The organism is Massilia sp. CCM 8734, from assembly GCF_011682155.1.
GTDB classification, from domain to species: domain Bacteria; phylum Pseudomonadota; class Gammaproteobacteria; order Burkholderiales; family Burkholderiaceae_D; genus Telluria_A; species Telluria_A rubra.
The window spans coordinates 15,534-28,241 of record NZ_WHJI01000014.1 but is presented as its reverse complement, the minus strand read 5'-3'; the positions used below and the strand labels follow the sequence as shown (position 1 = coordinate 28,241).

The 12,708-nt window shown below is 61.8% G+C and carries 15 protein-coding genes and 1 tRNA gene; 8 read left to right on the top strand and 8 right to left on the bottom strand.

The features are described from left to right. Nucleotides 1-6 precede the first annotated feature (6 nt). From F2P46_RS14780 to F2P46_RS14765, 4 genes are all read right to left on the bottom strand, one after another. On the bottom strand, nucleotides 7-2,277 hold the full coding sequence (locus F2P46_RS14780) for an EAL domain-containing protein (RefSeq protein ID WP_166890855.1): 2,271 nt from the start codon (nucleotides 2,275-2,277) through the stop codon (nucleotides 7-9). Between the two features lie 177 nt (nucleotides 2,278-2,454). Then, complete coding sequence (locus F2P46_RS14775) at nucleotides 2,455-3,120, bottom strand: amino acid ABC transporter permease (protein WP_166890852.1); 666 nt, start codon at nucleotides 3,118-3,120, stop codon at nucleotides 2,455-2,457. 15 nt (nucleotides 3,121-3,135) lie between these two features. Next, nucleotides 3,136-3,945 carry a transporter substrate-binding domain-containing protein gene (locus F2P46_RS14770; protein WP_166890849.1) on the bottom strand — a complete coding sequence of 270 codons (810 nt, stop codon included), beginning with the start codon at nucleotides 3,943-3,945 and terminating at the stop codon, nucleotides 3,136-3,138. Between the two features lie 33 nt (nucleotides 3,946-3,978). Beyond that, the gene (locus F2P46_RS14765; protein ID WP_166890846.1) at nucleotides 3,979-4,401 is read right to left on the bottom strand and encodes a hypothetical protein; all 423 of its coding nucleotides are present in this window, start codon (nucleotides 4,399-4,401) and stop codon (nucleotides 3,979-3,981) included. Nucleotides 4,402-4,518: 117 nt separating this feature from the next. On the opposite strand from F2P46_RS14765, the gene F2P46_RS14760 reads away from it, so the two are divergent. From F2P46_RS14760 to F2P46_RS14740, 5 genes are all read left to right on the top strand, one after another. Further along, entirely contained in the window at nucleotides 4,519-4,731 is a 213-nt protein-coding gene (locus tag F2P46_RS14760; protein WP_166890843.1) for a DUF3460 family protein, read from the top strand. Nucleotides 4,732-4,794: 63 nt separating this feature from the next. Further along, nucleotides 4,795-4,879 (top strand) — tRNA-OTHER (locus F2P46_RS14755). Beyond that, on the top strand, nucleotides 4,844-5,365 hold the full coding sequence (locus tag F2P46_RS14750; protein ID WP_166890841.1) for a hypothetical protein: 522 nt from the start codon (nucleotides 4,844-4,846) through the stop codon (nucleotides 5,363-5,365). The genes F2P46_RS14755 and F2P46_RS14750 overlap by 36 nt, the downstream gene beginning before the upstream one ends. A gap of 245 nt (nucleotides 5,366-5,610) precedes the next feature. Beyond that, the gene (locus F2P46_RS14745) at nucleotides 5,611-6,039 is read left to right on the top strand and encodes a hypothetical protein (protein WP_166890838.1); all 429 of its coding nucleotides are present in this window, start codon (nucleotides 5,611-5,613) and stop codon (nucleotides 6,037-6,039) included. 71 nt (nucleotides 6,040-6,110) lie between these two features. Then, nucleotides 6,111-6,647 (top strand): hypothetical protein, encoded by a 537-nt coding sequence (locus F2P46_RS14740; protein ID WP_166890835.1) that lies wholly within the window; start codon nucleotides 6,111-6,113, stop codon nucleotides 6,645-6,647. Nucleotides 6,648-6,965: 318 nt separating this feature from the next. Here the strand turns inward: F2P46_RS14740 and F2P46_RS14735 are convergent, their stop codons facing one another. Next, complete coding sequence (locus tag F2P46_RS14735) at nucleotides 6,966-7,175, bottom strand: I78 family peptidase inhibitor (RefSeq protein WP_166890833.1); 210 nt, start codon at nucleotides 7,173-7,175, stop codon at nucleotides 6,966-6,968. Nucleotides 7,176-7,487: 312 nt separating this feature from the next. Between F2P46_RS14735 and F2P46_RS14730 the strand changes: the two genes are divergently transcribed. Beyond that, nucleotides 7,488-7,931, top strand: a complete 444-nt coding sequence (locus tag F2P46_RS14730; RefSeq protein ID WP_166890830.1) for a carboxypeptidase regulatory-like domain-containing protein — start codon at nucleotides 7,488-7,490, stop codon at nucleotides 7,929-7,931. A 52-nt stretch (nucleotides 7,932-7,983) separates the two neighbouring features. Here the strand turns inward: F2P46_RS14730 and F2P46_RS14725 are convergent, their stop codons facing one another. The 3 genes from F2P46_RS14725 to F2P46_RS14715 all read right to left on the bottom strand — a co-directional run bounded on the left by F2P46_RS14725 (nucleotide 7,984) and on the right by F2P46_RS14715 (nucleotide 9,789). Further along, nucleotides 7,984-8,502, bottom strand: a complete 519-nt coding sequence (locus tag F2P46_RS14725; protein ID WP_166890827.1) for a hypothetical protein — start codon at nucleotides 8,500-8,502, stop codon at nucleotides 7,984-7,986. 31 nt (nucleotides 8,503-8,533) lie between these two features. Then, on the bottom strand, nucleotides 8,534-9,223 hold the full coding sequence (locus F2P46_RS14720) for a YcbK family protein (RefSeq protein WP_166891193.1): 690 nt from the start codon (nucleotides 9,221-9,223) through the stop codon (nucleotides 8,534-8,536). Between the two features lie 122 nt (nucleotides 9,224-9,345). After that, nucleotides 9,346-9,789, bottom strand: a complete 444-nt coding sequence (locus F2P46_RS14715) for a GNAT family N-acetyltransferase (protein WP_368737913.1) — start codon at nucleotides 9,787-9,789, stop codon at nucleotides 9,346-9,348. A gap of 542 nt (nucleotides 9,790-10,331) precedes the next feature. Here F2P46_RS14715 and F2P46_RS14710 point away from each other — a divergent pair. Both F2P46_RS14710 and F2P46_RS14705 read left to right on the top strand, forming a co-directional pair. Continuing rightward, the gene (locus F2P46_RS14710) at nucleotides 10,332-11,348 is read left to right on the top strand and encodes a sulfate ABC transporter substrate-binding protein (RefSeq protein WP_166890821.1); all 1,017 of its coding nucleotides are present in this window, start codon (nucleotides 10,332-10,334) and stop codon (nucleotides 11,346-11,348) included. A 313-nt stretch (nucleotides 11,349-11,661) separates the two neighbouring features. Continuing rightward, on the top strand, nucleotides 11,662-12,690 hold the full coding sequence (locus F2P46_RS14705; RefSeq protein ID WP_166890818.1) for a serine hydrolase: 1,029 nt from the start codon (nucleotides 11,662-11,664) through the stop codon (nucleotides 12,688-12,690). The last annotated feature ends 18 nt before the right edge of the window (nucleotides 12,691-12,708 follow it).

The window sequence follows — 12,708 nt, the reverse complement described above, 5'->3', positions numbered from 1 at the left end:
GCCCGGTCAATGCGGCAAGCGCGGCGCCCCCGCAGCCGCCATTGCTTCGAACTCCGGCGCCGGCATCGGCCGGGCAAACACATAGCCCTGCGCGTAATCGCAGCCGGCGTCGACCAGCAGCGCACGCTGCACCTTGGTCTCCACCCCTTCCGCCACCACTTTGAGTCCCAGCTTGTGCGCCATGACGATGATCGCTTCGCACAGCGCCAGGTCGCCCACGTCGTTCTCGAGCGTGGCCACGAAGGACTGGTCGATCTTCACATAATCGATATCGAAGCGCTTCAGGTGCGACAGCGAGGAATATCCGGTGCCGAAATCGTCCAGCGCGACCTGCAAGCCCATCGCGCGAAACTGGCGCAGGCGCTCGATGACCTCGGTCGCGCCTTCGAACAGCACCCCTTCGGTAATCTCGATGACGATGCTGTTCGCAGGCAAACCGAGCTCGTTCAGATAATCGAGCCAGCTCAGATACAGGTCGGCGTCGCGCCGGAATTGCACCGGCGACTTGTTGACGCTGATCTGGAACGACGGGTCGATACTGCGCTGCCAGCGCTGCACCTGCTGCGCCACTTCGCGGAACACCCAGTCGCCGATCTCGACAATCAGCCCGTTCGACTCGGCAAACGGGATGAACTCCGCCGGTCCCAGCAAGCCGCGCGTGGGATGGCGCCAGCGCAACAGCGCTTCGGCCTTGTGCACCGTCCCCGTCTGGAGCGACACAATCGGCTGGTACACGATCTCGAACTGGCGCAGCGCAATGGCCGCGCGCAAGTCGTCGGCAATGCTCTGGCGCGCCTGCGCCGCCTGTTGCAGATCCGGCGTGACATAGCTGAACTGGTGGCCGCCGGCGTGTTTGGCGACCACCATGGCGCGCTCGGCGCGCTCGAGCAAGTGCCCGACGTCGCGCCCGTCCGGCGGATACAGGGCGATGCCGATGCTGGCCGACAGGAACGCTTTCTCGCCGCCCAGCTCGAACGGCATGGCCAGCGCCGCCACCACGGCGTGGGCGATGCGCTCGACGCTGCCGACATGGTCGAGCCCCGACAACACCACCGTGAACTGGTCGCCTTGCATGCGCGCCAGGGTATCGCTCGAACGCACGCAGTTGGCGATGCGCCGGCTCGCTTCGATCAGCACCAGGTCGCCGAGCGCATGGCCGAGGCGCTCGTCGACCTGCTTGAAGTGGTCGAGGTCGATGAACAGCAGCGCCAGGAAGGCGGCGCCACGATCGGCCTTGCGCGTTTCGTGGCCCAGCCGGTCCATGAACATGTGGCGGTTGGGCAGTCCGGTCAGGGTGTCGTAGTTGGCTTGATGCCAGATCAGCTCGGTTGACTGCTTGCGCTCGGTGATATCGGTGACCAGCGCCAGCACGCCCAGACAGGCGCCGTCGGCGTCGAGGATGGGGCTGGTCGACATGGTGGTCCACACCACCCTGCCATCCTTGCCGATGAAGCGGTATTCGTACGGCGCCGGCACGCCCTGGGCGCGCTCGCCGATGCACTGCTCGAGCATGGCCATGCCCTCGTCATCCATGAACGAGAGCAAGGGGCGCGCCAGCATCTCTTCGATGCTGTAGCCGAGGATCTGCGCCATGCGCGGGTTGACGAAGGTGGTGCTGGCGGTGGCGTCGATTTCCCAGATACCTTCGCCGGCGCTGTGGACGATGCGCCGGAAGCGTTCCTCGCTGCGTTCGAGCGCGGCCTGCCTGCCGTCGGCGCGCTCGACCACGAGGCGGCAAGCCTGGCCGCTGCCGTCGGCGCAGCCGTGCAGGGTGACGTCGAGCGCGCCGTCATCGGGCGTTCGCAGGCGCATGCGGCAGGTTTCGCCCTTGCCGCTGTTGAGGGAACGGGAAAAAAATCCGTCGAAGTCGGGCAGGAAGGCGGGTACCACGAAGGAGCGGAAATGGTGCAGGCCGGGACTGGCGCGCGCCACCCCGAGCATGGTGGCGCCGACCAGGTTAACCTGCAGCATGGTCGTGTCGAAGGCGAGCAGGAAATAGCCGACCGGGGCCAGCAGGTACAAGTCGCCCGAACGGGCCAGGTCTTGCTCGTGGCGCAGGCGCTCGATGCTCACGCCACTGCTGTCAAGGGCGGGGGCAAGCGCTTGAGCATGCGGGGCGATGGGCACGGCGGCCGGCTGTCCGGGATGCCAGGCGAAGGCGCCACCCGGCAGGGCGCTGTCCGGCCGGGCCGCGCCCTGCCCGGCCTGGCCTGGCGTGGCCCGGCGCTGGCGCGCCTGCGCGGAACCCTGTGCTGCCGGATCGTGATCCTTGTCCATCTCACCTCGCACACATAGCACACGCCAGCGGACCTGCCACGCACCGGCACGCAAGCAGCGCAGGACGGAAGGTGGAAGCACTGTCGCCTAGACTAGCATGGGCGCGGACGCGATGTCGAGCGCCGTCTGGACGCAGCCGGCGATCGCGCCGCATATTCGCGCGGCGCGATGCAGTCGTCAGCGCTGCGCGCGGTTCAGGCGCCGTTCCAGGTAGCGCTGCAGCGCTTCGAACAGCAGGCTCAGGCACCAGTAGATCATGGCCGCGGTCATATACAGCGGCAAGGGATTGGCGCTGCCGGCCACCGCCTCCTTGGTAGCAAGCATGAGCTCGCTAATGGTGACGACCGACACCAGCGAGGTATCCTTGATCAGGCTGATCAGGGTATTGCTCATCGACGGCACGGCTACCCGCAAGGCTTGCGGAAGCACCACGTGATACAGGGTGAACCAGTAACCGAGGCCCAGGCTGAAGCTGGCGCGCCACTGGCCCTCGCTCACGCCGAGCACGGCGCCGCGAATGCTCTCCGACAGGAATGCACCGGCATTGAGCGAGAGCGCCAGCACGCCTGCCACCACGGGCGGGAAGTCGATGCCGATGCTGGGCAGCCAGTAGTAGATCACGTACAACTGAACCAGCAGCGGCGTGCCGCGCATGGCGCTGACGTACAGTTCGGCGGGGGCGCGCACCAGTTTCCAGCGCGACAGGCGCATCAGGGCGGTGGGAAAGCCGAGCAGCAAACCGCCGACCATCGAGGCCAACGCAAAGGCTACCGTGTAGCCGGTGCCCTTGAGCATCGACGGCGCGGCATCGCGCAACAGTTCGGCCAGTGCGGCCCAGTCCATCGGCAGCGCCCCGGATCAGGGCTGGGCGGCCGGGCGGCTGACGTCGCTGCCAAACCACTTGACCGAGATTTTTTTGAGGCTGCCGTCGGCCTGGGCCTCGGCCAGCGCCTTGTTCAAGGCGGCCTTGAGCTGGGGATTGCCTTTGCGGATGGGAATACCCATGCGCTCCACATTGCCGACACGCGCGCCGGCCTGGATCGGCAGCTTGGAATGATTGAGCAGGTAAGCGACCATCAAGCTGTCGTTGAGGGCGGCGTCGATGCGCCCGAACGCCAGGTCCTGCAAGGTTTCCGGCGCGGCCGGGTAACTTTTCACGTCGATACCGGGCACGGCCTTGGCTTGCTGCTCGTAGACGCTGCCCTGCCCCACGCCCAGTTTCTTGCCCTTGAGATCGGCGAGGCTGGCGTAGCTGGCCTTTTCATTCTTGCGCACGATCAGTTGTGGATTGGAATAGGTGTACGGTTCGGAAAAATCGAAAGTTTGCTCGCGCTTGGGATTGATGCCCACCTGGCTGATCGCCACATCGAACTTGCCGGCGGCCAAGCCAGCCAGGATGGCGCTCCACTCGGTGGTGACGAACTCGGGCTTGAGACCCAGGCGCGCCGCCAGCAAGGTGGCGACGTCGACATCGTAGCCGGCCAACTGGTTGGCCTTCAAATCCTTGAAATTGAAGGGAGGATAAGTGCCTTCCATGGCGATTTTCAGGGTGCCGCGGGCTTTGACGGTAGTGAGCAGGTCGGCCGCGCCGGCCGGCATGGCCAGGGCGGCGCCGATCAGTCCGAGGGTCAGGGTCAGGGTCAGGCGGCGACGGGAAAGGATGGGCATGGAGGCGGCAATGTTATGGAAAAGAAAATCAGTTTAGCGCGAATAGCTCGCTTTACGGTGGCGTCCGCCAAAATTGTGTCCGACCACCAGGGTGGTGCTGGCGACCAGGGTCGACAGGCCGATGATGAGCTGGACCAATTTATCGTCCGGCAGGATCCACAGCTGGCCCTGCGGCGCCTCGACGCCGGTAGCGGCCATGATCAGCGGCGCGATCCATGCGGCATCGTCGTCGACGTCGAGGATGACGGCGTCGGCGCTGGTCTGCATATAGATATTGCCGCCCACGGCCAGGGTAAAGCAGACGCCGTAGCCGGTTTCGTGCGGGGCGATGTGTTCGGTCAGGCTCTGGTTGTGCTCGTCGATCCACAGTTCGACGTCTTGCGGCGTTTCCAGGGCGGTCCAGGGACGGGGGCGAAAGCGCGGCGCCGGCGCTGGCGCGGGTGTTTCTGAGTTCATTGCGTCCTGAGAGTTAAGCGATAACGGCGCGTATCGTACGGCATTTTCGGCCGCACGTACATGGGCGTGGAACCAACGCGCGCATGGGTGGTCATAGTAGCGTTAACGGGAGGCCTGATGATGAAGCACACCGAGAAATATCGTCCTGCGAGCAGGCAGTATGTGTCCGAATTCGAGCAATTCATGGACGACTATCTGGCGCGCCATCCGGACGTGCAAGAAGACCGCCAGCGCGGCTGGTATAGATGGTGGGATCACCGCGTCGACCTCGATGAGCTCGACAAGCAGCGCGAGAATGCGTTGCCGGTCAAGCCCTGCGTGTACGATTGAATCATCTAATTGTTCTGCATAAATTTCTATTGCCAAATAGAATTTTCGGACTATGATGAAGGTGCGCGGTTCGCTTATTTGGTAAAGCCCAGTCAAGAGCGTCACAGACCGAATGACTGATAACCAGGTTCGAGTCCTGGACCACGCACTAGATTCAACAGTGTTCACACAGGCAAGCGCATTGTCCTTGCGCGCCCCGGTTGACAAGCGCGCCGACGCGATTGAAGATCGCACGATGACCAGCCCAAGCCGAGAAGAAGTTGATGCAAAGCTGAAAACCATCGAGACGAAAGTCGACGGTCGGTTGGCGGCGATCGAACTTACCCTTGAGAGCGGCATCTCATCGTTAAAAACCAATATGGACGCTCACTCAGCGAGCATCGACGCCCAGTTTGCGAGGTTTGAAGCGTCAATGCACAAATCGCAAGCCGATACCGTCAAGTGGGTTGTCGGCATTGTCCTGATACTCGGGACGATCGGGCTCGCCATCATGACATTTCTTTTCAATAACGTCGTGACGAAGGCCCCAGCCGTCGTTCCACCTATCGTGATCACGATCCCGTCACCTCCCCAAGCAATACCCGACAATTCGTCTTCCAGCTGGACTTCACCCACACGAAAAGAAAGCCGCTGACACCAGCGGCCTGCCCCGCCCCGCTCCCATCGTCCACCCAGTCGGCTGCCTGGCTTGCCCGAGATCACCTCGGCTTAGGGCTTTGCCCTGAGTCACCCCCTTGTTTTTCCAGTTTGCTACTGTACATCCATACAGTATATTAACTCCCGGTTACATCACCTTCCAGCTCCCATGTACATGGCCTGGCCGCCGGGGTGCGTCCATTTTTGCTGTTTGTCGAGCTCAATCATTTTGACAGGGATGCCATGAAGAAGAAACTCGCGGTTGGCCTGATGCTGGTGTTAATGGCGCCCGGCGCGGCACGGGATGCGGCAGCCAGCGCGACCATCGTCGTCGCGCCGAATGCAAAAGAGGATGCACCGAGGTGGCGCGCGAATATGACGTCCGGTAGTCATCCATCGATATGCGCAACGCCGAACCTGATCCGGAATGTTGCCGGTGGTGATCCACTGGCCAACCTGCGCGACGCGCACAAAGATCCGCGCCGCTGCAAATTATCGATTTGCATACCCGCCTCGATCAACCTGGATGTCGTCTGCGAATTGACCAACGCGCGCGATAGCGAGGGCCGGTACAACTGCAGGATGGTGATCAACGATTTTCTGCGACATTGCACGGAAAGCTGCCACACCGGCGACTGGAGCTGGCTGGACAGCTATCGCGGGCCATACTGATCACGCTCCACCCGGCGAACTACCCGGTGCCCGGCACGGTCCAACCCATTTTCCTGTCTTGGAGATGGCGTATGGAAAAGCTGAAGGAAACATACATCAGGGCATGTCAATTAGTCGTGCAAGGCAATTACCCTGATGCGCTGGAAGCATTCGTCTGGCTGCACGATCATCCGGTGCCGGACGAACCCATCTCGGAAGTATTCAGACGGGCGTGCGGCTTCCAGGCATGGGGCTTGTTAGGCACGGTGTATACGCCGGCCAGGGAAAGGATGCAAGAGATCCTTTCAGCCAAGCTCGCTTCCATGAAAAAAGGCATGCCGGACAAGGCACTCGCATCCGACGTAGTGGTGATGAAAAGTATTCTCGCTAAGGGGTGTGTAAAAACCAGGCGCCGCTCGCGGCCGGATAAAATGGACCGCCACCGGCAAGGCGCTCGGTCGGGCATTGGTAGCCCACTCGCCTCGATGATGCCCGCTGGCCTGCGCATAACAATTTTTTGGCCACCGAACATGAGTGTCATCCTGGTTACTGAGATGGAAAAGCTGCGGGCTGTTCACCCTGTATCGTTCGACGTGATTTATGCACGGACAGGAACATGGCGGGCATGACGCATGCCGTCGTGAAGCCGACCAACTGAGCGAGCAAGGGGAATTTGGCAGAGGCATGGGGAGTGGCGGCTGTCGTTCAGCGTGGATAAAGCGCGAGTTACTGGAGCGTTACGGCATCACCTGGAGAACGCCTTGGGAAATGAACCCCGATTGCGCGTTCGACTGACACCCCCGCAGTACGATCTTCGTCGTTGGCGCGCTGGCGGTCCGAATGGGGCTGAGCGTGGCTTATTCAGGAAAACAGGCTATTGCCAGCACTGGCTTTGTCAGACAGCCGCCAAAGCCAGCTGAACGCGGCCTTGGCGCGAAGTACACGCCTCATACCGTTCGTGTAACGGCCTCTTCCGGCTCGAAGCCGATGTCGGTCACCAGGCCGGCTTCATCGAGGAAGAAAGTAACCCGCCCGGCGAGATACTCCAGCGTAATCACTTCACCAGGGCGCACGGTGCGGACAGGTCGGCCGATCAAATCGCGCAGGGAGACGGGCACGCTCTCCGGAAAGTTCCAGGGCCAATTCTGATGGTTCATGGTTTTCTCCAATCGTTGATATGCGTAACACTGCCGCAGGCAGCACGGCTGTTCAACGATCATAGCGGCGCGAGCGCTCCCGCGCAGCGAACACATCAACGATGCGCACAGTGGCAGGGCCTGCCCGCAGCAATGCTTCGGATCAGCAAAATACAAATTTTCGATGAGAAATTTTATCAAAATCATTAGCTTAAGTACCCTGCAACTATAAAAACGGGTACGTTAACTTCCTGATCGAGTGCAGACCATGAGAACTTTACGTTATCGCTTGCCCTGTTAGCGTTGCTGGCAGGGTGCGCGGGGCCTGTCAACATGCCCAAGCCGACTTACCCATCGTCGTACGATGCCAACCTGGAAAACGATTACGCTCCGTATATCGTCGACGGGACGGCTGAAATCAGCGGCCAGGCGTTCCTGGTCCAAAAAGGCGGCGGAACAGTCAAGGCGGCGGGCAGAACGGTCACGCTCGATCCGGTGACGACCATCAGCCAGAACTGGTGGATGCAAGCCGGACGCGTATGGAAACACCGGGCTTCCCTGCCGCCATCCGCGGGTTTCACCAAAGCGCGCCGCACCGTCACCGCCGATGCGGACGGCCGCTTCAAATTTACCAGATTGCCAGCCGGGTTTTACTATGTGCGTAGCGAACTGACCTGGACTGTGCCATTCCACGGCGTCCAGGGCGGCTTGCTCACCTCGAAGGAAGACGTCACCGAGGGGGAAGTCAAGACGATCATGCTGAACGGGGCGAAGTAATTTCTTGCCCGGCCGGCCGCAGCGCTGCGGATGTTGCCGGCCGTGGCTTGTTTTAGCGCTTGGCCAGGGCGGCAAGCGCCTTTTGAAGCTCAGCCGCAATGTCGGCGTCGATTGCCTTGCGGTAGTCCGGACCGCGCTGTTTGCGCAGGTGCGCGTCCATCACGGCGTTGTAGGCCGTGGCGTACGCTTCCTGCCAGCGCGCGGCCTGCATGTCGCAGCCGCTCGAATGGATGACAGCCTCGATGCCATGCTTTTTCATGACCTGCACCGGAATCTCGGCGCGCAGTCGCATGGGCTCGACTTCTTCCGGACGCGGCGGTGGTCCGCCACCCACACTGTATTGCAAGCGGTCCTTGCCTTGGGCAATCGCAATGCGCGCATCGCGCTCCCCTTCCCCGGCCCGCTTGATGACTTCCGGATCGGCGGCGGATTGGGAGGCCGCAGGCTTCTCCTGCTTCGCCGGTTCTGTTGACCAGGCCAGCGTGGCCAGCCCGAATACGCCGCTCAGCGCCACGACGGCAAAAACAACTCGCATGATTGTCACTCGGCAATTAAAAATCCATAGTGACATAAATACAGCCGATTGGACAGCGGCGCCGAATTCAACCCTTCCAGGTCCGTTTCAGTCCCGTATCGGCATGAATCCAGCCGCCGCGCGGTCCGGAACGGTAGTAATAGCCGACACCGCCCTGGCGGAAACTGCGCACCAGGCCGCCGAGCACCTCGCTATTGAGGTTGGCGATGCGAATATCGGCCGCCTTGCCTTCGATGTGCAGCGACTGGCGCGCCGCCGGCACGCCCGCTTCGCGCAACTTCTCGTTCGACTTGGAGGTGCGAAAACCCGACAGGATTTCCAGCGGTTGCTCGATCCCGTAACGCTCGAGGAAAGCCTGGGTGCCCCACAGCGTTTCGAACAGCTTGGGGTCGATCGGCGCGGTTTCCTTGCCGTTGACGTCGCGCATCAAGTGGCACAGTTCCTGATAGGCGGCATCGATGACCTGGCCATCTTTCCAGTACAGCACCTTGGTTTTCTCGCCGCTTTGCGGACGAGTCATCGTCAGCACGCGCGGCTTGAGCCAGAAATCGAGATCGAGTGCTTGCGCGTCGAAAATATCGGGAGGGGGCGCCAGTTCGGTCTGCGCGACCGGGGCGCCGGGCACCGCCGTACGGGACACCGGGGCCACAGGGGCGGGCTTGCCCGCTTTGGCGGCCTGGAGCGGCCGCTTGGGCTTGTCCGACGCCGACGGCGCCGCGCTGGCGCTGCCGCAGCCAATCAGCGGAACGGAAATCATGCCCATAGTGGACAGGCATAAACCTTGATGTAGAAAATCTCTGCGCGTGGCCATGACGAATACTCAGTAAACAAGGCGCACACTATAGCGCAAGCTTGCCCCGCGCACAGGGCGCACGCGCTTTATTGACCGCTGCAGTGACAAAAACGCTTTTTCGGCGCCGGGTCGCAGGCGTCGGTCGCGTTCAGCTTCTTCCAGAAGAAGTCGCATTCCAGGCCGTAGCAGCTCATTTCCTTGCCCGCGAGGATGTAGCCATTGCGCTCGTAAAATTTGCTGGCGGTGAGCGTGCTATTGAGGCGCAACACGCTCACGCCCCAGGCGCGGGCCTGGGCTTCGACACCCTGCAACAGGGCCTTGCCGACGCCGCTATACAGCGCTTCGGGCAACACATAGCACAGCGACAGCTTGCCGGCCTGGGTCAGCAGGGCCACGCCCACCACCACCCCGTCGCGCTCGGCGATGAGAACGTGGTTGGCCGGCGACACGAACCAGCTCGCCACATTCTGCGGCGTCTTGTTGCCCAGCCATGCCTTGAGCAAGTCGGGGTCGTTGCGATGATCGGCCACGCAACACTCGGAAATCGAGCGGCGCAACACATCACACGCGGCGAACGCGTCGTCAGGCACTGCTGTGCGAATCTCAATACCCATGTGTACCCATAGTTAATAATCAGAAGGAATAATTGTTGCCGCGACTCAATCGCAACCCACCAACTATACCAAGAACCGGCGCCATGACCTGTTGCGAATCTGCCCAATCCAATCAGCCTACCCCGACCTGCGGCCGAACCCAACGAAGAAAATCAAGGAAGCTTATGCAACGCTACCCGTACCGGGCGGTCTAAGAGCCTATCTCAGTAGATCGGAGTCGCTGCTGGCGCGCCTGGCAAGCGAGCGCGGCCTCGGTATTCCTTCGGAATACCCTCGTCGTTGCATGGCTAGCCATGCGGCCTCCTCGCGCCTTGCCCTCGCTTGCCATGCATCGCAATCAGCTTCCCCCGATCTACTGAGACAGGCTCTAAGCATATGACAAAACAATCCTTCCGTTTTGGCTGCGGATTTTAGACCATGCGTCTCAGTTCCTACAATAGAAAGCCCAAGAGAACACCATGAAAACAACATGCAATTTGCGTACCCGCCGCGCGCTCCTGGCGCTGGCTGCCGGCCTGGCCATCCTGCCGCTCGGCGCCAGCGCCGCCGACGCCCAGTTGCTCAACGTGTCCTACGACGTGGCCCGCGAGCTGTACAAGGAAATCAACCCGGCCTTCATTGCCGACTACAAGAAGACGAGCGGCGAGACGGTCAGCATCAACATGTCGCACGGGGGCTCGAGCAAGCAGGCGCGCTCGGTCTCGGACGGGCTCGAAGCATCGGTGGTGACGATGAACCAGGCCAACGACATCGACATGCTGGCCGAGCGCGGCGTGGTCTCGCCCGACTGGGCCAAGAAATTTCCCCACAATGCGGCGCCGTTTTATTCCACCATGATTTTTTTGGTGCGTAAAGGCAACCCTAAACAGATCAAGAACTGGGACGACCTGGCCAAGCCGGGCGTAAAAGTGGTCATCCCGAATCCGAAAACGGCCGGCAACGGTCGCTATACCTATCTGGCCGCCTGGGGCGCCACGATCAAGAAGGGCGGCACCGAGGCCCAGGCGCGCGAACTGGTCACGCGCATCTTCAAAAACGTACCGGTACTCGACGGCGGCGGGCGCGCGGCCACCACCACCTTCACCCAGCGCGACATCGGCGACGCCCTGGTGACGTTCGAGAGCGAAGTGCAGATGGTGCGCACCGAATTCGGCGACAATTTCGAGGTCGTCTATCCGCCCGTGTCGATCCTGGCCGAGTCGCCGGTGGCCGTGGTGGACAAGGTGGTCGACAAGCGCGGCTCGCGCAAGCAGGCCACGGCCTACCTGAACTTCTTGTACTCGGAAGCGGGCCAGACGATCGGCGCGAAGCACTTCCTGCGTCCGCGCTCGGAAGCGGTGGCCAAGAAGTTTGCCGCCAACTACAAGCCGATCTCGCTGTTCACGGTCGACGAGGTCTTCGGCGGATGGAAAAAAGCGCAGAAAACCCACTTCGACGACGGTGGCGAATTCGACAAAATCTACCAGGCCAAGTAAGCCTGGTTGGCCGCTTCCGCCATCGGCGCGGAAGCGGTTTTTGCCATCCCTCCCCACCCCTTCCGGTAGCATTTTCGCCACCCGCATAGCATACAAGAAACTTTGCTTTCTTGAAATAATTCAGGTACTTACGTCCGTTTATTCACGTGTTTCTTGCGCTCGAGCTCGTTTTGCCGCGCGCACGCTAGACATGGCCGCGCCTTTGATGCTATCGTGCCCCTTATAGTAGTTGCCGCATAGAATTAACCCATCCAGCAGCTGCCGCGCACACCGAGCGCCGCCCCAGACCAGCCCTACTGCAAAGACCCACCACATGATCAAGAAATTGCTTGTCACCCTACTGATGTCGATGTCGGCCGCAGCCGCCATGGCCGTGCCTTTCGGCTCGCAATCAGTGCTGGTGATCGAGGACGCCACCGGCAAGATCCTCCTCGAAAAGAACCCCAACCAGGTCGTGTCGATCGCCTCGCTGACCAAGCTGATGACCGCCATGGTCGTGCTCGACGCCAGGCAAAACATGAACGAACTGATCGCCATCGACGAGCGTGACGTCGACATCGTCAAGCACAGCACCTCGCGGGTGCCGGTCGGCGGCGTGATCAGCCGCCAGGACGTGCTCACCCTGGCCCTGATGAGTTCCGACAACCGTGCCGCCGCCGCCCTGGGCCGCACCTTTCCCGGCGGCGTGGTGGCGTTCAAGTCGGCCGTGCGCGCCAAGGTGGCCGCGCTGGGCATGACGCAGACCGTGATCGAAGAGCCAACCGGCCTGTCGCCGAACAATAAATCGACGGCCTCGGACCTGGTCAAGATGGCCAGGGCCGCAGCGGCGTATTCGGAAATTACGCGCATCACGACCGAGTCGAGCGACACCATCAATATCAGCGGGCGCGAGGTCGAGTACCGCAACACCAACCGCCTGGTGGGCGCCAAGGGCTGGGAAATCGGCCTGTCGAAAACCGGCTATACCGAAGAAGCGGGCCGCTGCCTGATCATGAAGATCAAATCGGCGGGCAAGAACGCCACCCTGGTGCTGCTCAACGCCAAAGCCAGTTCGGCGCGGATTGTGGACGCGCTGAGCATCCGCCGTTTTATCGCCGGCGATGAAGCGCCGGCGCCGGTGATTGCCCGCGCCAGGACGCGCCAGCGCGTCACCCAGCCGGTGATTGTATTGGCGTCGGCGGCGCGTGCGCCCGTGCTCAAGACCAGCCTGCGCAGTCACGGACGGCATCAGCCGCGCGTTGTGGCCGTGGCAAAAGCAGCCCCGCCGGCCAAGGCGCGTTTCGCCAGCCGCGTGAAGTTAAAGCAGAACAAGCCGGTCATTCACGTCCACCGCCGCGCGTAAAAAAACCTCCGTCGTTCC

Excerpts from the sequence above, each read along its gene's own strand:
- F2P46_RS14780 (WP_166890855.1), bottom strand. The coding sequence starts at position 2,277 with ATGGACAAGGATCACGATCCGGCAGCACAGGGTTCCGCGCAGGCGCGC.
- F2P46_RS14775 (WP_166890852.1), bottom strand. The coding sequence starts at position 3,120 with ATGGACTGGGCCGCACTGGCCGAACTGTTGCGCGATGCCGCGCCGTCG.
- F2P46_RS14770 (WP_166890849.1), bottom strand. The coding sequence starts at position 3,945 with ATGCCCATCCTTTCCCGTCGCCGCCTGACCCTGACCCTGACCCTCGGA.
- F2P46_RS14765 (WP_166890846.1), bottom strand. The coding sequence starts at position 4,401 with ATGAACTCAGAAACACCCGCGCCAGCGCCGGCGCCGCGCTTTCGCCCC.
- F2P46_RS14760 (WP_166890843.1), top strand. The coding sequence starts at position 4,519 with ATGATGAAGCACACCGAGAAATATCGTCCTGCGAGCAGGCAGTATGTG.
- F2P46_RS14750 (WP_166890841.1), top strand. The coding sequence starts at position 4,844 with ATGACTGATAACCAGGTTCGAGTCCTGGACCACGCACTAGATTCAACA.
- F2P46_RS14745 (WP_166890838.1), top strand. The coding sequence starts at position 5,611 with ATGAAGAAGAAACTCGCGGTTGGCCTGATGCTGGTGTTAATGGCGCCC.
- F2P46_RS14740 (WP_166890835.1), top strand. The coding sequence starts at position 6,111 with ATGGAAAAGCTGAAGGAAACATACATCAGGGCATGTCAATTAGTCGTG.
- F2P46_RS14735 (WP_166890833.1), bottom strand. The coding sequence starts at position 7,175 with ATGAACCATCAGAATTGGCCCTGGAACTTTCCGGAGAGCGTGCCCGTC.
- F2P46_RS14730 (WP_166890830.1), top strand. The coding sequence starts at position 7,488 with ATGCCCAAGCCGACTTACCCATCGTCGTACGATGCCAACCTGGAAAAC.
- F2P46_RS14725 (WP_166890827.1), bottom strand. The coding sequence starts at position 8,502 with ATGTCACTATGGATTTTTAATTGCCGAGTGACAATCATGCGAGTTGTT.
- F2P46_RS14720 (WP_166891193.1), bottom strand. The coding sequence starts at position 9,223 with ATGATTTCCGTTCCGCTGATTGGCTGCGGCAGCGCCAGCGCGGCGCCG.
- F2P46_RS14710 (WP_166890821.1), top strand. The coding sequence starts at position 10,332 with ATGAAAACAACATGCAATTTGCGTACCCGCCGCGCGCTCCTGGCGCTG.
- F2P46_RS14705 (WP_166890818.1), top strand. The coding sequence starts at position 11,662 with ATGATCAAGAAATTGCTTGTCACCCTACTGATGTCGATGTCGGCCGCA.